Origin of the sequence: Flavobacterium succinicans, assembly GCF_001662485.1 — a bacterium.
Classification (GTDB): Bacteria; Bacteroidota; Bacteroidia; order Flavobacteriales; family Flavobacteriaceae; genus Flavobacterium; species Flavobacterium succinicans_A.
This window is the reverse complement of sequence record NZ_JMTM01000065.1, coordinates 25,863-43,958: the sequence shown is the minus strand read 5'-3', so window position 1 is coordinate 43,958 and position 18,096 is coordinate 25,863. Positions and strand designations below refer to the sequence as shown.

The 18,096-nt window shown below is 32.4% G+C and carries 19 protein-coding genes; all 19 read left to right on the top strand.

The window, feature by feature from the left end; all coding sequences use genetic code 11:
- The first annotated feature begins 15 nt into the window (after positions 1-15).
- Positions 16-1,401 (top strand): RNA-binding domain-containing protein, encoded by a 1,386-nt coding sequence (locus FLB_RS11680; protein ID WP_064716148.1) that lies wholly within the window; start codon positions 16-18, stop codon positions 1,399-1,401.
- Between the two features lie 573 nt (positions 1,402-1,974).
- Positions 1,975-2,397, top strand: a complete 423-nt coding sequence (locus FLB_RS11675; protein ID WP_064716147.1) for an adenylyltransferase/cytidyltransferase family protein — start codon at positions 1,975-1,977, stop codon at positions 2,395-2,397.
- Between the two features lie 8 nt (positions 2,398-2,405).
- Complete coding sequence (locus FLB_RS11670; protein ID WP_064716146.1) at positions 2,406-3,593, top strand: UDP-N-acetylglucosamine 4,6-dehydratase; 1,188 nt, start codon at positions 2,406-2,408, stop codon at positions 3,591-3,593.
- A gap of 2 nt (positions 3,594-3,595) precedes the next feature.
- Positions 3,596-4,738, top strand: coding sequence for a LegC family aminotransferase (locus tag FLB_RS11665; RefSeq protein WP_064716145.1), 1,143 nt, complete (start codon positions 3,596-3,598; stop codon positions 4,736-4,738).
- Positions 4,728-5,351, top strand: coding sequence for an acetyltransferase (locus FLB_RS11660; RefSeq protein WP_064716144.1), 624 nt, complete (start codon positions 4,728-4,730; stop codon positions 5,349-5,351). Before FLB_RS11665 ends, FLB_RS11660 begins: the two co-directional genes overlap by 11 nt.
- Positions 5,352-5,353: 2 nt before the next feature.
- On the top strand, positions 5,354-6,376 hold the full coding sequence (gene neuB / locus FLB_RS11655; protein ID WP_064716143.1) for an N-acetylneuraminate synthase: 1,023 nt from the start codon (positions 5,354-5,356) through the stop codon (positions 6,374-6,376).
- Positions 6,373-7,476, top strand: a complete 1,104-nt coding sequence (gene neuC, locus FLB_RS11650; protein WP_064716142.1) for a UDP-N-acetylglucosamine 2-epimerase — start codon at positions 6,373-6,375, stop codon at positions 7,474-7,476. Before neuB ends, neuC begins: the two co-directional genes overlap by 4 nt.
- Entirely contained in the window at positions 7,473-8,519 is a 1,047-nt protein-coding gene (locus tag FLB_RS11645; protein WP_064716141.1) for a nucleotidyltransferase family protein, read from the top strand. Before neuC ends, FLB_RS11645 begins: the two co-directional genes overlap by 4 nt.
- Before the next feature lies 1 nt (position 8,520).
- Complete coding sequence (locus FLB_RS11640) at positions 8,521-9,243, top strand: cytidylyltransferase domain-containing protein (RefSeq protein WP_064716140.1); 723 nt, start codon at positions 8,521-8,523, stop codon at positions 9,241-9,243.
- The gene (locus FLB_RS11635; RefSeq protein ID WP_064716139.1) at positions 9,240-10,163 is read left to right on the top strand and encodes a Gfo/Idh/MocA family protein; all 924 of its coding nucleotides are present in this window, start codon (positions 9,240-9,242) and stop codon (positions 10,161-10,163) included. Before FLB_RS11640 ends, FLB_RS11635 begins: the two co-directional genes overlap by 4 nt.
- A complete protein-coding gene (locus tag FLB_RS11630) occupies positions 10,156-10,893 on the top strand; it encodes an SDR family oxidoreductase (protein ID WP_064716138.1) in 738 nt (245 codons plus the stop codon). The genes FLB_RS11635 and FLB_RS11630 overlap by 8 nt, the downstream gene beginning before the upstream one ends.
- A 17-nt stretch (positions 10,894-10,910) precedes the next feature.
- Positions 10,911-12,689: an HAD-IIIC family phosphatase gene (locus FLB_RS11625; protein ID WP_082923289.1), complete on the top strand. Its 1,779-nt coding sequence runs from the start codon at positions 10,911-10,913 to the stop codon at positions 12,687-12,689.
- 1 nt (position 12,690) lies between these two features.
- Positions 12,691-12,933: an acyl carrier protein gene (locus FLB_RS11620; RefSeq protein WP_064716137.1), complete on the top strand. Its 243-nt coding sequence runs from the start codon at positions 12,691-12,693 to the stop codon at positions 12,931-12,933.
- An 8-nt stretch (positions 12,934-12,941) separates the two neighbouring features.
- Positions 12,942-13,622: a hypothetical protein gene (locus FLB_RS11615; protein WP_064716136.1), complete on the top strand. Its 681-nt coding sequence runs from the start codon at positions 12,942-12,944 to the stop codon at positions 13,620-13,622.
- 5 nt (positions 13,623-13,627) lie between these two features.
- Positions 13,628-14,047: a MaoC/PaaZ C-terminal domain-containing protein gene (locus tag FLB_RS11610; RefSeq protein ID WP_064716135.1), complete on the top strand. Its 420-nt coding sequence runs from the start codon at positions 13,628-13,630 to the stop codon at positions 14,045-14,047.
- Positions 14,040-14,768: an SDR family NAD(P)-dependent oxidoreductase gene (locus FLB_RS11605; protein WP_064716134.1), complete on the top strand. Its 729-nt coding sequence runs from the start codon at positions 14,040-14,042 to the stop codon at positions 14,766-14,768. The genes FLB_RS11610 and FLB_RS11605 overlap by 8 nt, the downstream gene beginning before the upstream one ends.
- A 4-nt stretch (positions 14,769-14,772) precedes the next feature.
- A complete protein-coding gene (locus tag FLB_RS11600) occupies positions 14,773-15,780 on the top strand; it encodes a hypothetical protein (protein WP_064716133.1) in 1,008 nt (335 codons plus the stop codon).
- Between the two features lie 7 nt (positions 15,781-15,787).
- Positions 15,788-16,762, top strand: a complete 975-nt coding sequence (locus FLB_RS11595) for a polysaccharide deacetylase family protein (protein WP_064716289.1) — start codon at positions 15,788-15,790, stop codon at positions 16,760-16,762.
- 113 nt (positions 16,763-16,875) lie between these two features.
- Positions 16,876-18,060: a hypothetical protein gene (locus tag FLB_RS11590; RefSeq protein ID WP_064716132.1), complete on the top strand. Its 1,185-nt coding sequence runs from the start codon at positions 16,876-16,878 to the stop codon at positions 18,058-18,060.
- Positions 18,061-18,096: the final 36 nt, after the last annotated feature.

Genomic DNA, 18,096 nt, shown 5'->3' with positions numbered 1-18,096 from the left:
GGAAAAATTTTTTAAATGTTTACAGAAAATGAACATATAGAATTCAAATCCAGTTTTAATGAAACTGTGATAGAGACTTTATGTGCCTTCGTGAATGCAAAGGGAGGAACGGTTTATGTAGGCATAGATGATAATGGAATACCAGTTCCTAATTTTTCGATTGGAAAAGAAACAATCCAGCATTGGATCAACGAAATAAAAAATAAGACGCAACCTAGTATAATTGCCGACGTTGAGCCAGTAACGATACAAGGGAAAGAAGTGGTTAGTATTAGGGTTAATGAATTTCCTGTAAAACCAGCTTCTTTTAGAGGTCGATATTATAAAAGGATAAAAAACGCAAACCATCAACTTTCGGCCATAGAAATTACGAATCTGAGTTTGCAATCCCTACAGCTTTCTTGGGATTCATACCCTGCTCATGGCATGAGTTTGAAAGATCTTGACCTCAATAAGGTAAATGCTTTTTTTGAAAAAGTAAGTACTATGGGTCGGTTCAATCTTGAAGGTACTTGGTTGGAAAAGCTTCAAAAACTAAAATTGGTTACTGGCGATGTAGTTAGTAATGCGGCTTGGTTGTTGTTTTCTAAAGAAAGTACAGGGTATAATGTTCATCTTGGCAGGCTGAAAACACCTTCAATGATTATTGACGACAAGATGCTCAATGGTACCTTGTTTGACGCGGTTGAGGAGACCATGAGGTATATTATAGGTCAGATAAAAGTAGCCTTTGAGATTAAAGGAATGCCAACACAACGTACTGAAATTTTCGAATATCCATTGCCTGCTCTGAGAGAGATCGTACTGAATGCTATTATTCATCGAGACTATATGAGTCCGATCGACATGCAGATTAAGCTATTCGATAATTATATCACTATTTATAATCCCGGAGGTCTTTATGGAAATTTGACCGTTGACCAGCTTAAAAATGATAATTACCAAGCTATAGCTCGAAATAAATTGATAGCAGAAGCGTTTTATCTTACGGGTGAGATAGAGAAATATGGTAGTGGTTTTGGTAGAATCCGTAAAGGAATTAAGGAATACCCTACTATGAAAATGGAGTTTGGAGAAGTTGCCAGCGGCTTTTTATGGACTGTTAGTTATACGGAACAGAGGGTGAGTATGGCTGAGGATAATGTCACAGAAAAGGTCGTAGAAAAGGTCGTAGAAAAGGTCGTAGAAAAGGTCGTAGAAAAAGTTACGGATAATCAAATAAAAATACTGGATTGTATAAAAAAAGATCCCTTTATTTCGGCTAAAAAAATAGCGGATCAAATACTACTATCTTCACGAAAAGTACAAGAAAACTTAAAAAAGTTGAAAGATTTGGGTTTGATAGAACGTATCGGTTCTGATAAGGGAGGGTACTGGAAGATAATTGATAAAAAATATTGAGGTTAGGTATAAAATAGCAGAAAACCTAAAAGGCAAAAGGCAACAAGAAGTTTAAGGGTTTAAGAGTTTAAAAGTTTAATCGTTTAAGGTTTTTGGATTGTGGGGGAGAAGGAGTGAAACTTATTAGTGATTAGTCCTTAGCCAAAAGCTAAATAGAATAGTCGAAATTAAATGCAACATATAAGCATGGTAGTTTTTTATGCAGCGGAGGTTTTGTTGAACCATGTAAGATATTTAAGGGCATATAAGTTGGGTGGTCAGTGTTCAGGTTTTAGTGGTCAGTTGTATTGGTGAGTGAAAGATGGTGGGGGGTACCGAGAAGACGCTAGGGCGCGAAAGATTTTGAGTTTAATGGTTTAAGGTTGTTGGATTGTGGGGGAGAAGGCAACAAGAAGTTTAAGGGTTTAAAAGTTTAATGTTGTTGGATTGCGGTGGAGAAGGGATGAAACCTATTAGTAATTAGTTCTTAGCCAAAAACCAAAAGGTAAAAGTCAAAAACTAAAAGTCAAAAAACTAAAAGTCAAAAAACAAAAGTCAAAAACCAAAACTCAAAACCCAACAGCCAAAAAAAAAATGAAAATAGGAATTACCTTTAGTGCCTTTGATTTATTGCACGCAGGACACATCAAAATGTTGGAAGAAGCGAAGCGACAATGCGATTATTTAATTGTAGGCTTGCAAACGGACCCGACACTTGATCGTCCTGATAAAAATCAACCTGCACAAACGGTTGTTGAGCGATATATACAATTGAAAGGTTGTAAATTTGTAGATGAGATTGTTCCTTATGCGACCGAGCAAGATTTGGAAGATATATTGCGTTCTTTTAAAATTGATATACGAATTGTTGGTGATGAATATCGTGAGCAAGATTTTACCGCACGAATGTACTGCGAAGCTAAAGGGATTGAATTGTATTTCAATACTAGAGATCATCGGTTTTCAAGTTCGGGGTTGAGAAAAGAAGTACATGAGAAAGAATTGAATAAAAAGTAAAAAATAAAATGAATATTCTCAAATTAATAGGAAGAGACGAAGAGATATTTGAAAAAGATATTTCAGTACATGAAATTGAATTGTCTAAAATTGTCGGTGGTTCTTCTTTTTTAGTTATCGGTGGTGCTGGATCTATAGGTCAAGCGGTGGTTAAAGAAATTTTTAAACGAAATCCTTCCAAATTGCATGTAGTTGATATCAGCGAAAATAATATGGTGGAATTGGTTCGCGACTTAAGAAGCTCTTATGGTTATATTGATGGGGATTTTCAAACTTTTGCTTTGGATATTGGATCTATTGAATACGATGCTTTTATAAATTCGGATGGAAAATACGACTATGTATTGAACCTTTCGGCTTTAAAACATGTACGAAGCGAAAAAGATCCCTTTACCTTGATGCGAATGATTGATGTTAATGTTTTCAATACCGAAAAAACGTTACAGCAATCCATCGAAAACGGAACCAAAAAATATTTTTGTGTTTCAACAGACAAAGCGGCCAATCCTGTAAACATGATGGGGGCTTCCAAGCGTATTATGGAAATGTATTTGATGCGTAAAAGTCAGCAAATAAAAATTTCTACCGCTCGTTTTGCTAATGTAGCCTTTTCAGATGGTTCCTTGTTACATGGATTCAACCAAAGGATTTTAAAAAAACAGCCTATAGTGGCACCAAATGATATTGAACGTTATTTTGTAACACCAAAAGAATCGGGAGAACTTTGTTTAATGTCTTGTATATTTGGAGAAAATAGAGATATCTTTTTTCCTAAATTAAGCGAGAACTTGCATTTGATTTCATTTGCAGATATTGCGTGCAAATATTTGGCTGAAATTGGGTATGAACCTTATTTATGTGAAACCGAGGAAGAGGCAAGAAACAATGTTGATGCTTTGATTATACAAAAGAAATGGCCGTGTTTGTTTACAACCAGTGATACTACAGGAGAAAAAGATTTTGAGGAGTTTTTTACCGATAACGAAGTTTTGGATATGGAACGATATGAAAATTTGGGAGTTATTAAAAATGACCTTAATTTTGACCCATATAAATTAGAAAACTTCACCTCCAAAATTGCCCAACTGAGAGATGAAAAAAGATGGAGTAAAGAAGAAATTGTGGCTTTGTTTCATGATATGATTCCAAATTTTGGACATAAAGAAACGGGAAAATATTTAGATTCAAAAATGTAATTATGGCAGATTTTAATTCGGTTATATCTTTTATAAAATCTCAGTATCAAACGGAAAGTTTTATTCCGTTGCACGTTCCTCATTTTGGTGGTAACGAAAAAAAATACTTATTGGAAACTATTGATTCTACTTTTGTATCCTCTGTGGGGGCTTATGTAGATCAATTTGAATTGATGATGCAAGGCATTACCCAAACTCAAAAAGCAGTGGCCGTTGTCAACGGAACTGCTGGTATTCAAGTAGCATTGCGTTTAGTGGGTGTGAAAGCAGGGGATGAAGTATTAACGCAAGCCTTGACTTTTGTAGCTACTGCCAATGCCATAGCATATCAAAATGCAACCCCTATTTTTTTAGATGTTGATTTAGACACTATGGGATTGTCTCCTAGAGCAGTGTCACAATTTTTAGAAGAATTTGGTGATTTGCGTGCAGATGGTTGTTATAATAAGAAAACAGGAAAAAAAATAAGTGCTTGTGTGCCGATGCATACTTTTGGATTTCCGGTGCATTTAGACGAACTGATTGCTGTTTGTAACACTTGGAAAATTCCAGTGGTGGAAGATGCTGCTGAATCATTAGGAAGCGAGTACAAAGGAAAGCCAACAGGGAGTTTAGGAAAAGTAGGTGTTTTTTCATTTAACGGGAATAAAATAGTGACCTGCGGAGGAGGAGGTGCTATTGTTACAAACGATATTGCGATAGGAGAGAAAGGGAAATATCTAACCACTACAGCCAAAATCCCACATCCTTATGAGTATGTTCATGATGAAATGGGTTATAATTTCAGAATGCCCAATTTGAATGCCGCTTTAGCTTGTGCGCAATTAGAACAGTTGGATGCTTTCCTTGAAAACAAAAGAGGTCTTGCACTACAATATCAATCTTTTTTTGAAGAAAAAGGATTACAATTCAGAACCGAAACCCCTGATACTAAAGCCAATTATTGGTTGATGTGTGTAGAGTTGGAAAACAAACAAGAACGGGATTTATTTTTAGAAACGACTAATGCTAATGGGGTGATGACTCGACCGATTTGGCAGCTGATGTACCGTTTGCCTATGTATGCACATTGTCAGAAAGATGAACAGGTCAATGCCGAATTTTTAGAAGAACGAATTGTAAACATACCGAGTAGTGTTAGATAAAAAACATATTCTTATAGGGTATTCGGGACACGCTTATGTATTGGCTGAAACTGTTTTGGAAAATGGTTTAGAAATAATAGGTTATTCTGATAAAGAGAAATCGGATTTAGATCCCTATAATTTACCCTATTTAGGATTTGAGAAGTTTGATGATTTTATAGGATGGCAAAAGGAAGTTTCTTTCCTTCTCGGGATTGGCGATAATAGATTGAGACAAAATATAGCCCATTTGATTGAAAGCAAAGGAAAGACCATTGAGACGATTCTACATAAAACGGCACATATTTCGAAGAATGCTGTTATTGGGAATGGTAGTTTTATTAACAAAAATGTGGCTGTCAATGCCCTAGCGGTAGTTGGAAGAAATGTAATTTTAAATACTGGATGTATTATTGAACACGAATGCGTTTTAGGAGATGCAGTTCATGTCGCACCAGGAGCAGTTTTAGCAGGAAATGTTAGTATTGGAGAAAGAACATTTGTGGGAGCTAATGCGGTTATAAAACAAGGAATTTTTGTAGGAAAAGATGTTGTAATAGGGTCAGGAACAGTCGTTATAACAAATATACCCGATGGGGCAAAAGTTGTTGGGAATCCAGGTAGAATAATCTAAAAATGAGCAAAGTAATTATCATAGCCGAAGCAGGCGTAAATCACAACGGAGATATTCAAATCGCTAAAAAGCTAATTGATGCCGCTGTTGATGCAGGCGTTGATTATGTAAAATTCCAGACTTTTAAAGCAGATAGTTTAGTAAGCAAATCAGCAAAAAAAGCCGAATATCAGAGTGTTAATATTAATGATGGTGATGATTCTCAATATGCTATGTTGAAGAATTTAGAGTTAAGTCACGAGGATCATTTAGAATTGATGTCCTATTGCGAAAAAAGAAATATTAATTTCTTTTCGACAGCATTTGATGTTGAGGGAGTTCGTTATTTAAATGATTTAGGGCTTTCCTTTTTTAAAATTCCAAGTGGAGAAATAACGAACTATCCTTACTTAAAAGCTGTGGCCTTGTGCAAGAAACCTGTTGTAATGTCCACTGGAATGTGTTCCGAAAATGATATTGAAAAGGCATTGGAGGTTTTAGTGAAATTTGGATTGTCAATGGAAATGATTTCAATCTTGCATTGTAATACTGAGTATCCAACTCCTATGAAGGATGTTAATCTTAAAGCAATGCTAACTATTCAAGAAAAATTTAAAACAAAAATTGGATATTCCGATCATACGGTTGGTATTGAAGTGCCCGTCGCTGCGGTCGCCTTAGGGGCTCAAGTTATAGAGAAACATTTTACATTAGACAAGACTTTACCGGGGCCAGATCATGTGGCTTCATTAGAGCCGGATGAACTGAAAGCGATGGTAAAATCCATTCGAAATATTGAATTGGCTATGAGTGGGAATGGAGAGAAAGTACCAAGCGAAAGTGAATTTAAGAATATTGCTATAGCTAGAAAAAGCTTACATCTCAAAAGAGATTTACTTAAAGGTCATACAATTACTGATGAAGATCTTATTCCTTTACGACCAGGAGATGGTATTTCTCCTATGGAATGGGAAAATGTTATTGGAAAGACACTAATAAATAATAAGGTTGAGTTTGATAAACTTTCATATTCTGATATTCAATGAGAATAGGTGTTTTAACTAGTTCAAGAGCCGATTACGGTATTTATCTTCCCTTGCTTCAAAAAATTAAGCAGGATTCTTTTTTTGAGCTAGAGATAATTGCTTTCGGAACCCATTTATCAAAAGGCCACGGATATACGGTAAAGGATATTGAGAAGGATGGATATGCTTGTATTCATACTATTTCATCCTTGATTTCAAATGATGACGCAATAGCTATTGCTTCTTCATATGGGTTGACTGTTTTAAAATTTGCTGATTTTTGGCAGTTTAATCAATATGATTTAGTATTATGTTTAGGGGATCGTTTTGAAATGAGTGCAGCTGTACAAGCTGGGATTCCATACGGTGTGAAATTTACACACATTCATGGAGGTGAAACAACGTTAGGTGCGATAGATAATGTATATCGACATCAAATTACTTTAGCATCATGTTTACATTTTACAAGTACAGATGTTTTTAGAGAAAAAGTAATCGATTTGATTGGTTCTTCGGACGATGTTTATTCTGTTGGGTCGTTAAGTTTGAATGATATTAAAACTTTTGTTCCTATAGATAGAGTTACCTTCTTTGAAAAGTTTAAAATACCTAATGAAGAATTTGCCTTAGTGACTTTTCATCCAGAGACCATGTCTTTACAAGATAATGCTCAATATGCCCAAGAGATGAAAAATGCGTTGGCAATAATTTCAGAAAAAATATTCTTGATTATCACAATGCCCAACGCTGATACACAAGGATCGGTTTATAGAGAAGTTATTGAGCAATTGAAAAAGGAATTCTCGAGTCGATTTTTATTGATTGAAAACTTTGGGAAAGTAAATTATTTTTCAGCCATGCATTATGCCAAAATCTTGATAGGGAATACTTCAAGTGGGATTTTGGAAGCAGCCTCATTTGGAAAGTATGTTGTGAATGTAGGAGATCGACAAAAAGGAAGAGTTCAAAGTGATAATATTTTGAATTGTGAGTTTGAAGAAAAGGCTATGATTAAAGCTGTTGCTAAAGCCATAAGTTTTGAAAAATACAATGGAAAAAATGTTTATTTCAAACATGGAGTTACCGATAACATAATTAAAATCGTAAAAGAATTTTCATGAGAGTATACAAAGACCATTTGATTCTTTCAGGAAGTAATGTAAAACAAGCTTTGCTTCATTTCAATCTATTAGGACAAGATGCTATATTATTTGTTGTTGATGCGGACGATAAATTAATAGGAGCACTTACCGATGGAGACGTACGTCGTGGTTTACTCAAGGGATATACTATCGATAGTTGTGTTGATGAAATTATTCAAGATAATCCAAGGTATATTACCAAAGGAGAAAATAATCTGGAAAAAATAATTGAATACCGTGAAGGTGATTTTAGAATTGTACCCATAGTTGATGAAAATCATAGAGTGGTCAATGTTATTAATTTCAGAAAAATTAGATCCTATTTGCCTATTGATGCCGTGATTATGGCAGGAGGTAGAGGACAGCGGTTACAACCTTTGACAGATACCACACCAAAACCACTTTTAAAAGTGGGGAATAAGGCCATTATGGAGCATAATCTGGATCGATTGGCTTTGTTTGGTATTGATGATTTTTGGGTTTCGGTAAGGTATTTAGGAGAACAGATCGAACGTCACTTTGGTCAAGGAATAGAAAAGAATATCAAAATAGAGTATGTATGGGAAGAAAAGGCACTTGGAACAATAGGGGCAGTTTCTCAAATTGAAAATTTTGAACATGATTATATCCTGGTGACCAATTCCGATTTGTTGACGAATATTGATTACGAACAGTTTTTTCTTGAGTTTATTAAAGAAGATGCTGATTTAGCAGTGTTGACTATTCCGTATCAGGTAAGTATTCCTTATGCCGTGTTGGAGACCAATAACGGAGAAGTAAAAAGTTTTAAGGAAAAACCAACTTATACTTACTACTCCAATGGTGGTATTTATTTGATGAAAAAAGAAATGTTGAAGTATATTCCTAAAGACACTTTTTTTGATGCTCCCGATTTAATGCAAGAGTTGATTAATAATAATCTAAAAGTGATTTCTTTTCCTTTTTCCGGTTATTGGTTGGATGTGGGGAAACATGAAGATTTTGAAAAGGCTCACATAGATATATATAATATTAAGTTTTAAGATGAACATATTAATTACCCTTTGCGCGCGCGGAGGTTCTAAAGGAATACCAGGAAAAAACATCAAGTTGATAGCAGGCAAGTCGCTTATTGCTTATTCAATTGATTTGACAAACAAATTGAAAGAGAAATGGAATGCAAAAGTTGCTTTGTCGACGGATGATTCTGAAATAAAATCTGTAGCAGCTGCGCATGGTGTTCTTACAGGATATGTAAGACCAGAGTACTTAGCTACCGATGTAGCGGGTAAAATAGATACTATAAAAGATTTATTGCTATATGAGGAGTCTTTGGTAGATTATAAATATGATTTTATTCTAGATTTAGATGTTACTTCTCCACTAAGAACAGTAGAGGATGTAGAAAAAGCATTAGAATTGATGATTGCTACCACAGAAGCTAAAAATTTATTTTCAGTAAATAACGCTGCTCGAAATCCGTACTTCAATATGGTAGAAGAGAATGCTAATGGTTTTTATTCTTTAGTAAAAACCAATCCAGACGGAAGTGTAATGACGCGTCAGTCTGCACCAAAAGTATATGACTTGAACGCTTCATTTTATTGGTATAGAAGGTCTTTTTTCGACTCAGATTCAAAAAGTGCCATTACCGATAAATCTTTGATTTACGCAAAGGAACATATTTGTTTTGATTTGGATCATCCAGTAGATTTTTTGTTTATGGAGTATCTGTTACAAAACAATAAATTGGATTTCGAACTATGAACATATTAATAATTGGTTTAGGATCTATTGGTAGAAAACATATTAATGCCATTAAAAGCTTAAATAATCATTCAAGTATTTATGCATTGAGATCAAACTCCAATGGGGAAAATGAACCAGGAGTTGAAAATATTTATGATTTAAATGAAAGCATTGTAAATTTTGATTTTGCTATTATTGCAAATCCAACACATCTGCATTATGAATTTATTGAAAAATTAACACACAAAAACATTTCGCTAATTATTGAAAAACCTGCTCTAAGTAGTCTAAAAGACGTAAATAGATTAGTAGATTTAATTGAAAAAAAACAAGTGACTACTTATGTAGCTTGTAATCTGAGATTTCACCCTTGTATATTGTTTTTGAAAAATAAGTTAAAAACTGAAAAACTTAGAATCAATGAACTTAATGTTTATTGTGGTTCTTATCTGCCAGATTGGAGGCCAGGAAAAGATTTTAGAAAGATATACAGTGCAAATTCTTCGATGGGCGGCGGTGTTCATCTTGATTTATTTCATGAATTAGATTATACAACCTGGCTTTTTGGGTTACCAAATAAAAGTCAATCATTATTTAGAAATGTATCCAGTTTAGAAATTGATGCCGTTGATTACGCTAATTATATTTTGCATTATGATAATTTTACAGCTCATATAACCCTAAATTATTATAGAAGGAAACCAAAAAGAGAGATAGAGATTGTTTTTGATAATGAAATCTGGACTGTTGATTTAATTAAAAATGTAATCAAAAATGATAGTGACGAGTATTTGTTTGAAGCGCCTGATTTTAATATTATGGATAGTTATGTTTCTCAAATAGAATATTTTACAAGTTGTTTAAAAAAGAATGAAATGCCTATGAATTCCTTTAAAGACTCCATGGCGAATTTAAAAATATGTTTAGATAATGAATAGTTTGAAAGATAAAATAATAATTGTAACAGGTGGTTCTGGACTATTAGGTAGAGAAATTGTGAAAAATCTTGAAGGAAAAGGAGCGATTGCAATTAATGCTGATATTAGTGTAGAAACAGATTTTAAAAAACATACACTTTCTGTCGATATAACTTCAGAACAATCTATTGTTATAGCATTAAAAACTGTAGTAGACTTCTATGGAAAAATAGATGGATTAGTGAATAATGCTTATCCGAGGACCAAAGATTGGGGGACTAAATTTGAGGATATTATCTACGAATCTTGGAAAAAAAATGTGGATATGCAAATGAATACTATTTTTTTATTCATTCAAAAGATAATACCAGAGTTGTTAAAAAGTAAAGGTTCAATTGTAAATATGACTTCTATTTATGGAGTAGTAGGAAATGATTTAACAATATATGAAAATACAAGCATTAATACAGCAGCACCTTATTCAGCTATAAAAGGAGGCGTGATCAACTTTACTAGATATTTAGCATCATATTATGGAAGACAAGGAGTACGGGTAAATTGTGTTTCTCCAGGCGGTATTTTTGATAACCAGCATGAAACTTTTGTGGCAAACTACGAAAAAAAAGTTCCCATGGGCAGAATGGGAAATCCAGATGACATTGCTCCGGCCGTTTCTTTTTTATTATCAGATGAAGCCAAATATATTACAGGACAGAATTTAATTGTAGATGGAGGATGGACAGCAATATAAAAGCTAAAAAAAGTATTATGATTAAACTACTAGATTATCCATTTGATAATGCAATGCTTCTTAGAAAACGTAAAGCAATACGTAAAGAGTTACTGCAAAGAACATACACAAGAGAAATTAGAGTTGCGGTTTTAGGCGGGTCAACTACAAATGAATTGGTTAATGTGATTGAACTTTTTCTTCTAAAACAGGGGTTTCTACCGTCGTTTTATGAATCAGAATACAATAAATTTTACGAAGACGCACTTTTTGGAAATGACGAGCTTACAGCATTTAATCCTGAAATAATTTATATTCATACCACTCATGAAAATGTTTCTGAATACCCTTCTTTTCATGCTAATGCTGAAGAGGTGGAATTGGTGTTTGAAAATGAACTATACAGATTTCAAAGTATTTGGAAGTCATTAAAAAAATATAATTGCCCTATTATCCAGAATAATTTTGATTTTCCAATTAACAGGAGCTTAGGGAATTTAGATTGTTATGATATTCATGGAAAAACTTATTTTTTAAACAGATTAAATCTTAGTTTTGCCAAAGAAGCCCAAATTAATAATTCATTGTTTATCAATGATATAAATTATTTGTCTGCCTCTATTGGTTTACATAACTGGTTTGACAAAAATATTTGGCATACTGCTAAATACGCTATTAGTTTTGATGCCATTCCTTCATTGGCAAATAATATAGTGAACATCATTGCTTCAATTTTAGGAATGTCAAAAAAATGTATTGTATTAGATTTAGATAATACTTGTTGGGGAGGTGTAATTGGTGATGATGGATTAAATGGTGTAAAACTTGGAAATGAAACAGCAGAGGGAGAAGCTTATATGGCATTTCAACACTATGTAAAAGAATTAAAACAGAGGGGTATAATATTAGCAGTTTCATCCAAGAATGATCACGAAATTGCAAAAGAAGGTTTTACACATTCAGATAGCATTTTGAGTTTTGAAGATTTTACTTCATTTAAAGCAAATTGGGAGCCTAAATATCTGAATATTGAAAAAATTGCAAATGAAATTAATATAGGGCTTGACAGTTTAGTGTTTGTTGATGACAATGCGGTTGAAAGAAATATAGTAGAATCCCAGCTCCCACTTGTAGCTGTTCCGAATGTTGGTGATAATATTTTGAATTTTATAGACTACATTGAACAAAATGGTTATTTTGAAGTCGTAGGACTTTCGGCTGATGATATTAATAGGAATAAATTTTATTCAGAAAATCAAGAAAGAGCAAAAGAACAATCTGTGTTTGAGAACTATCAAGATTTCTTATCCTCTTTAAATATGAAAGCAGAAATTAACCTTTTCGAAAATGTCTATATTGAGAGAATAACGCAATTAGTAAATAAAACGAATCAGTTTAACCTGACTACAAAACGATATACAGTAACTGAAATAGAATCAATGGCAGCCAGTGAAAGGTTCATACCACTATATGGTAAATTGACTGACAAATTTGGAGATAATGGTTTGATTTCAATTGTTATTGGAGAAATATTAGAGGACAAATGTATTATTGATACCTGGTTAATGAGTTGTAGAGTCTTAAAACGAGAGATGGAGTTTGCAATGCTTGAAATACTGGTTCAAGAATGTAAAAAAAGAAATTTGAAGAAAATAATAGGTGTTTATAAAAAAACACCTAAAAATAATATGGTTGCCAATTTGTTTACGGAGTTCGGGTTTGAAGAATTATCGGAAAGTCAAGAAGAGGATAGTACAAGGTGGAAGCTTGAATTAAAGGAATATAGAAAAAAAGAAATCACGATAAAAATTAATTAAAATGACAAGAGAAGAATTATTTGGAAAATTACAGGAAATATTTAGAGATATTTTTGATGACGAGTCACTTGAAATAACAGATTCAACAAATTCATCTGACATTGATGATTGGGATTCCATAAATCATATTAATCTAGTGGTTGCTATTGAAAAAGACATGAAAATAAAGTTTAGTTTTGAAGAACTTGCAGCACTCAAAAATGTAGGTGCCATGGTCGATTTAATGATGATTAAAGGAAAATAATTCTATTTATGGAAGTATTAGATAAAGAATATACTGCATTTAAGAAAACAGTTTCAAATGATTATCCATATGAGTTATCCATAGATGATAATGAATTATTTCCTATCTTTAAAAAAACGCATAATGCTATTTGTGAACAACATTCGAGAATAAATAATAAATTTTTCTCTAATGAGGGAAAAGGTATTATAGACTTTAAATTTCTAGATCATTACCTAATATTCTGTTATAGAGTAGCAAATTATATCTATAAGAATAGCGGAAATATATTATTAGCAGAAGCAATTTATTACTCATCACGTATAAGAACATCTACAGACCTATATTATACAGCAGAAATCGGTGATTATTTTATTCCTGGACATAGTATAGGGACTGTTATGGATTCAAGAGCAAAGTATGGTGAACTTTTTAAAATTTATAATGGAGTCCATATAGGACCATATAATATTCAGGGAGTGGAGCCAAAGGATTGGAAACATCCAAGATTTGGAAACGCTGTAACTTTGCTGGCAAATACTTCAGTTTATGGAGATACAGAAATTGGAGACAATGTAATTGTAGGCGTTGGAGCTGTTATTGTCAATGAAAAAATACCTTCAAATTGCATTGTTATGGGGCAAAGCCCTAGATTATTCGTATTGCCAATTAATGTTAGTAATTTTGATTTGTTAAATAAACATAATTAGGTGAGATGCAAGAATATTTATTTTCAGATATTAAAATAGGGTTAAAACATTCTTTTGAAGCCGAAATAGATGAATCCCGAATGGAGAAATTTCTTGAAATTTCGGGAGATAATAATCCAATGCATATAGATGGAGAATATGCAAAGTCTAAAGGAATGATTGATCGGGTAGTTTATGGAATGCTTACTTCTTCATTTTACTCAACTTTAGTAGGTGTTTATTTGCCAGGAAAATTCGCTTTATTACATTCAATCGAAGTGCAGTTTACAAAACCAGCTTTTATTGGAGACAAACTTGTTGTAATTGGGGAAGTGTCTTCTGTGAATGAAATGTTTAATCAGATTGAGGTGAAAGCCTATATATTGAACCAAAATTCAGAAAAAATATCAAGAGCAAAAATTAAAATTGGATTAGTAAATGAATAATATCGTATTTATTACAGGTGCATCTTCAGATATAGGTGAGGCACTAATTAAAAACTTAACAGAGGAATGTGTAATTATAGCTCATTACAATAGTAACAATAAAAGATTGTTGGAATTGCAAAAAGAAATTAAAAATACGATTGTTCCAATACAAGCTGATTTTTCTTCTAATGAAAGTATAATTGAAATGCTTGATATTATTGAATCTGAAATTGGTGTGCCTAATAAAATCATACATTTGGCAGCGCCTAAGTTTGAAAATTTACGTTTTAAAGATGTTGATTGGAATAATTTTCAAAATGAAATAAATGTAAGTTTAGGGTCAATCACTCTAATATTAAATCGGTTTTTGCCAAAAATGGCTTTGCAAAAAAGAGGTAGAGTTGTAACTATTTTGTCTAGTGTTGTTTTAGGAGTTCCTCCTAAAGCAGTAACTCAATATACGACAGTAAAGTATGCTCTTTTGGGATTAATGAGAGCATTAGCTTCTGAGTATGCTGATAAAAAAATTACCGTAAATTGTATATCGCCTTCAATGGTTGAAACTCAATTCTTATCCCAAATAAACGAAAGGATAGTTGAGTTAGCAGCTGAAGGGCATCCATTAAAAAGAAATGCTACCGTTTTTGATGTTATTCCTAGTATAATAATGCTTATGTCAGATGATTCCGCTTACATAAATGGGGTTAATATCCCAATTACGGGTGGAAGTAATTTTTAATAAGATGAATATATCATTAGCTTCTTTGAATGATGTTGCTGATATCATGTCATTTATTAATTCAGAATGGAAAGAAGGGCATATTTTGGCAAGAGATGAAGTTTTTTTTAGATATGAGCACCAAATTAAGGATCAAATAAATTTTGTTATTTTAAAAGACGAGAATATGAAGATCAATGGGGTACTTGGTTTTATACCCAGTGCCTTAGAGGATGACTCTGATATTTGCACGGTAATTTGGAAGGTGTCTAAGAACAGTCAAAATCCGATATTAGGGATTCAATTATTACAATTTTTGCAAAAAGAAAAAGGCGTAAGAACAGTTTTAAGTGTTGGCATTAATAAAAAAACAATCGGGATTTATAAATATCTTGGAATGTACACTGATTCACTTAATCAGTTTGTAATGATTAATAAAAACATTCAAGAGTTTAAGATAGCAAAGGTTAATGAATTAAAAGACTTTGATAGTATTTCTGTTTCTTTGGATGTTAATTATGATATAGAATTGATAAAGCAAGAGCTTGATTTATCAGATTTTAATTTTGAAGAATACAAACAGAATATTCCTTTTAAAAACAAGAAATATTTTTGCAAAAGATATTTTGAGCATCCAATATATCAATATGGGATTTATTGTGCTTATCTTAAGGATAAGCCTGTTGGCTTGATTGTAACAAGAGTGCAACCCTATAATGGATCCAAAGTATTAAGAATTGTTGATTTTATAGGCGAAGAAAAGAGCTTACTAAGTTTTGGTAATTTTTTTTCAGAATTAATAGTTAAGGAAGGTTATGAGTATGCAGATTTTTATTGCTTTGGATTGGATAAAGAAGTTTTAATAAATGCAGGATTTTGTCTAATCGATCCTACTAAGGAAGACCTAATAATACCAAATTATTTTGCTCCCTATTTACAAGAAAATATTCCAATTTATTTTTTTGCAGATACTAACAAAATTCAATCTTTGAGGCTTTTTAAAGCTGATGGAGATCAAGATAGACCAAATTAAAAAAAGTATGTCAGATATAAGTGTAATAATGTACCATTATGTACGAGAAATAAAAAATTCTAGATTTCCGGAAGTTAAGGGGCTTGAAACGGAACTGTTTCGGGAACAACTGAAATTTCTTAAAAAGCATTATAATTTTGTTACGACTGAAGAAGTAATCGATAGTGTGTATAAGAATTATAAACTACCGACAAAGTCGGTTTTGCTTACTTTTGATGACGGATATGTTGATCATTATGATAATGTATATCCAATCCTTCAAGAGTTCGGTGTACAGGGAAGTTTTTATATTCCTGTAAAAGCGGTTAGAGATCACAAGATGCTAGATGTAAATAAAATACATTTTATATTAGCAGCAGTGCCTGATAAAAAACAAATTATTTTGGATATTAAGTTTTTAATTGATAAATATAAAATAGAATATAATCTTCAAGATTTTGACTATTATTATAAAAAACTTGCGGTTGAGTGGAGGCATGACACTGCAGAAGTTATTTTTATAAAAAGACTGTTGCAAGTGGAACTTGCTGAGGATGTTAGGGGTGAAATTGTTGATGTTTTGTTTGGTAAATATTTAAAAGTGAATGAGTCTGAATTTGCCAAAGAGTTATATCTGAATGAAAGTCAGGTTAAGGAAATGTTGAAAGGAGGCATGCATATAGGATGTCATGGATACAATCATTTTTGGTGGAATAGATTGGAACCTAAAGAACTTGAAAAAGAAATTGATTTGTCATTGGATTTTTTAAGTGAAATGGGTGTAGATCTTTCCAATTGGACTGCAGCATACCCTTATGGTTCTTACAGTAATGAAGTTGAGAAACTCTTGAGACAAAAAAAATGTCGACTAGCATTTACTTCAGAAGTCAGTCTTGCAAATACATCAATAAAGTCAAGTCTATTAATGGGTAGGTTAGACACAAATAATATTGCCAAAAATGCAAATGAAATACCAAATGAGTGGTTTGAAAAATCATCTTAAAGGAAATTATCTTTTATCTTATTTTGCAAGCAGATATAATTTCTTTAAATAAAATAAGAGTTGATGTATAGAGTAATACTATTTAAAAAATATTAAAAAAGGTTGAGTAAATAATGAAATTTAATAAAGTTGTTTATTTAGCATATTTTCCTCTAACACAGAGAACTTATACTAATTTTTATTTTGAGGAATTACTTCAAAATAAAATTCAGGTTGAATATCTGGACATTACTCATTTGTTTTATCCGGATAAAATAAAAATGGATTCATTGGATTATGAGGTGACTGTGAAAATAACTTCTTATAAGCACCTGAAAGATTATCTTAAAGAACAAAACAAAAGCACAACATTGTACATTTCTATAATGACCTTTGAATGGAGGGTTTTTAGATTGTTTAGAATATTAACAAAGTATAATATCAATTTGGGTGTTTTTGGCGCAGGTGTTTTTCCTAACAGCTCAATCGATAATAAATCCAGGGTAATTCGTTTTTTAAAAGCAATAAGTTTCGAAAGAGTTAAATCTCTTTTTGCTAATAAACTAATTCTATTTTGTAAAAAAAGGGGTTTCATAAAAACTTATGATTACATTTTTATGGCAGGAGAATATGGATACTGGGGACTTGGGATAGGGAGTGAAATTGATGTTCAAAAAGCAAAAATTATTAGAGTAAATACAGTTGATTATGATCAGTTCATACTTCATAAAAAATTACCGCCCGTAAATGATGAAGAGTATATTGTTTTTTTAGATCAATATTTGCCATATCATCCTGATGCTAGCTATTTTAACATAAAAACAGTTGAACCTGAACCCTATTTTAAGGAAGTAAATGGTTACTTTGACAGATTAGAATTGGCAACAGGGAAGAAAGTGATTATTGCGGCACATCCTAAAGCAGAGCGATATAAGGAATTTAATCCATACAATGGCAGACCTATTTTTTTTAATCATTCAAATGATTTAGTAAAAGAAGCATCGCTGGTGTTAACTCATGCCAGTACAGCAGTTTGTTTTCCTATTTGTTATAAAAAAAAGATAGTTTTACTAGTCAGCGATTATCTTAATGAGGTATTGCCGCAATTTTTAATGGTTGCTAAATCTATTGAGAATGCTTGTGATGCAACGATAGTTAAAATGGACAATGAAGAAGAGATCTATATTACAGAAATAATAAATACAGAGAAATATTCTGACTTTAAATACAAGTATTTAACCTCCAAAGAAAGCGAAAACCAATTGTCAAAAGATATTTTTATGCACTTTTTGAAATCAGAAGATAAATCTCCCCAATAAAGAAATGAAACAATTCCTGAAAATTTACTTATGGCA

Bases quoted from the DNA above. Each gene is read 5' to 3' on its own strand.
- FLB_RS11680 (WP_064716148.1), top strand. From the start codon at position 16: ATGTTTACAGAAAATGAACATATAGAATTCAAATCCAGTTTTAATGAA.
- FLB_RS11675 (WP_064716147.1), top strand. From the start codon at position 1,975: ATGAAAATAGGAATTACCTTTAGTGCCTTTGATTTATTGCACGCAGGA.
- FLB_RS11670 (WP_064716146.1), top strand. From the start codon at position 2,406: ATGAATATTCTCAAATTAATAGGAAGAGACGAAGAGATATTTGAAAAA.
- FLB_RS11665 (WP_064716145.1), top strand. From the start codon at position 3,596: ATGGCAGATTTTAATTCGGTTATATCTTTTATAAAATCTCAGTATCAA.
- neuB (WP_064716143.1), top strand. From the start codon at position 5,354: ATGAGCAAAGTAATTATCATAGCCGAAGCAGGCGTAAATCACAACGGA.
- neuC (WP_064716142.1), top strand. From the start codon at position 6,373: ATGAGAATAGGTGTTTTAACTAGTTCAAGAGCCGATTACGGTATTTAT.
- FLB_RS11645 (WP_064716141.1), top strand. From the start codon at position 7,473: ATGAGAGTATACAAAGACCATTTGATTCTTTCAGGAAGTAATGTAAAA.
- FLB_RS11640 (WP_064716140.1), top strand. From the start codon at position 8,521: ATGAACATATTAATTACCCTTTGCGCGCGCGGAGGTTCTAAAGGAATA.
- FLB_RS11635 (WP_064716139.1), top strand. From the start codon at position 9,240: ATGAACATATTAATAATTGGTTTAGGATCTATTGGTAGAAAACATATT.
- FLB_RS11630 (WP_064716138.1), top strand. From the start codon at position 10,156: ATGAATAGTTTGAAAGATAAAATAATAATTGTAACAGGTGGTTCTGGA.
- FLB_RS11625 (WP_082923289.1), top strand. From the start codon at position 10,911: ATGATTAAACTACTAGATTATCCATTTGATAATGCAATGCTTCTTAGA.
- FLB_RS11620 (WP_064716137.1), top strand. From the start codon at position 12,691: ATGACAAGAGAAGAATTATTTGGAAAATTACAGGAAATATTTAGAGAT.
- FLB_RS11615 (WP_064716136.1), top strand. From the start codon at position 12,942: ATGGAAGTATTAGATAAAGAATATACTGCATTTAAGAAAACAGTTTCA.
- FLB_RS11610 (WP_064716135.1), top strand. From the start codon at position 13,628: ATGCAAGAATATTTATTTTCAGATATTAAAATAGGGTTAAAACATTCT.
- FLB_RS11605 (WP_064716134.1), top strand. From the start codon at position 14,040: ATGAATAATATCGTATTTATTACAGGTGCATCTTCAGATATAGGTGAG.
- FLB_RS11600 (WP_064716133.1), top strand. From the start codon at position 14,773: ATGAATATATCATTAGCTTCTTTGAATGATGTTGCTGATATCATGTCA.
- FLB_RS11595 (WP_064716289.1), top strand. From the start codon at position 15,788: ATGTCAGATATAAGTGTAATAATGTACCATTATGTACGAGAAATAAAA.
- FLB_RS11590 (WP_064716132.1), top strand. From the start codon at position 16,876: ATGAAATTTAATAAAGTTGTTTATTTAGCATATTTTCCTCTAACACAG.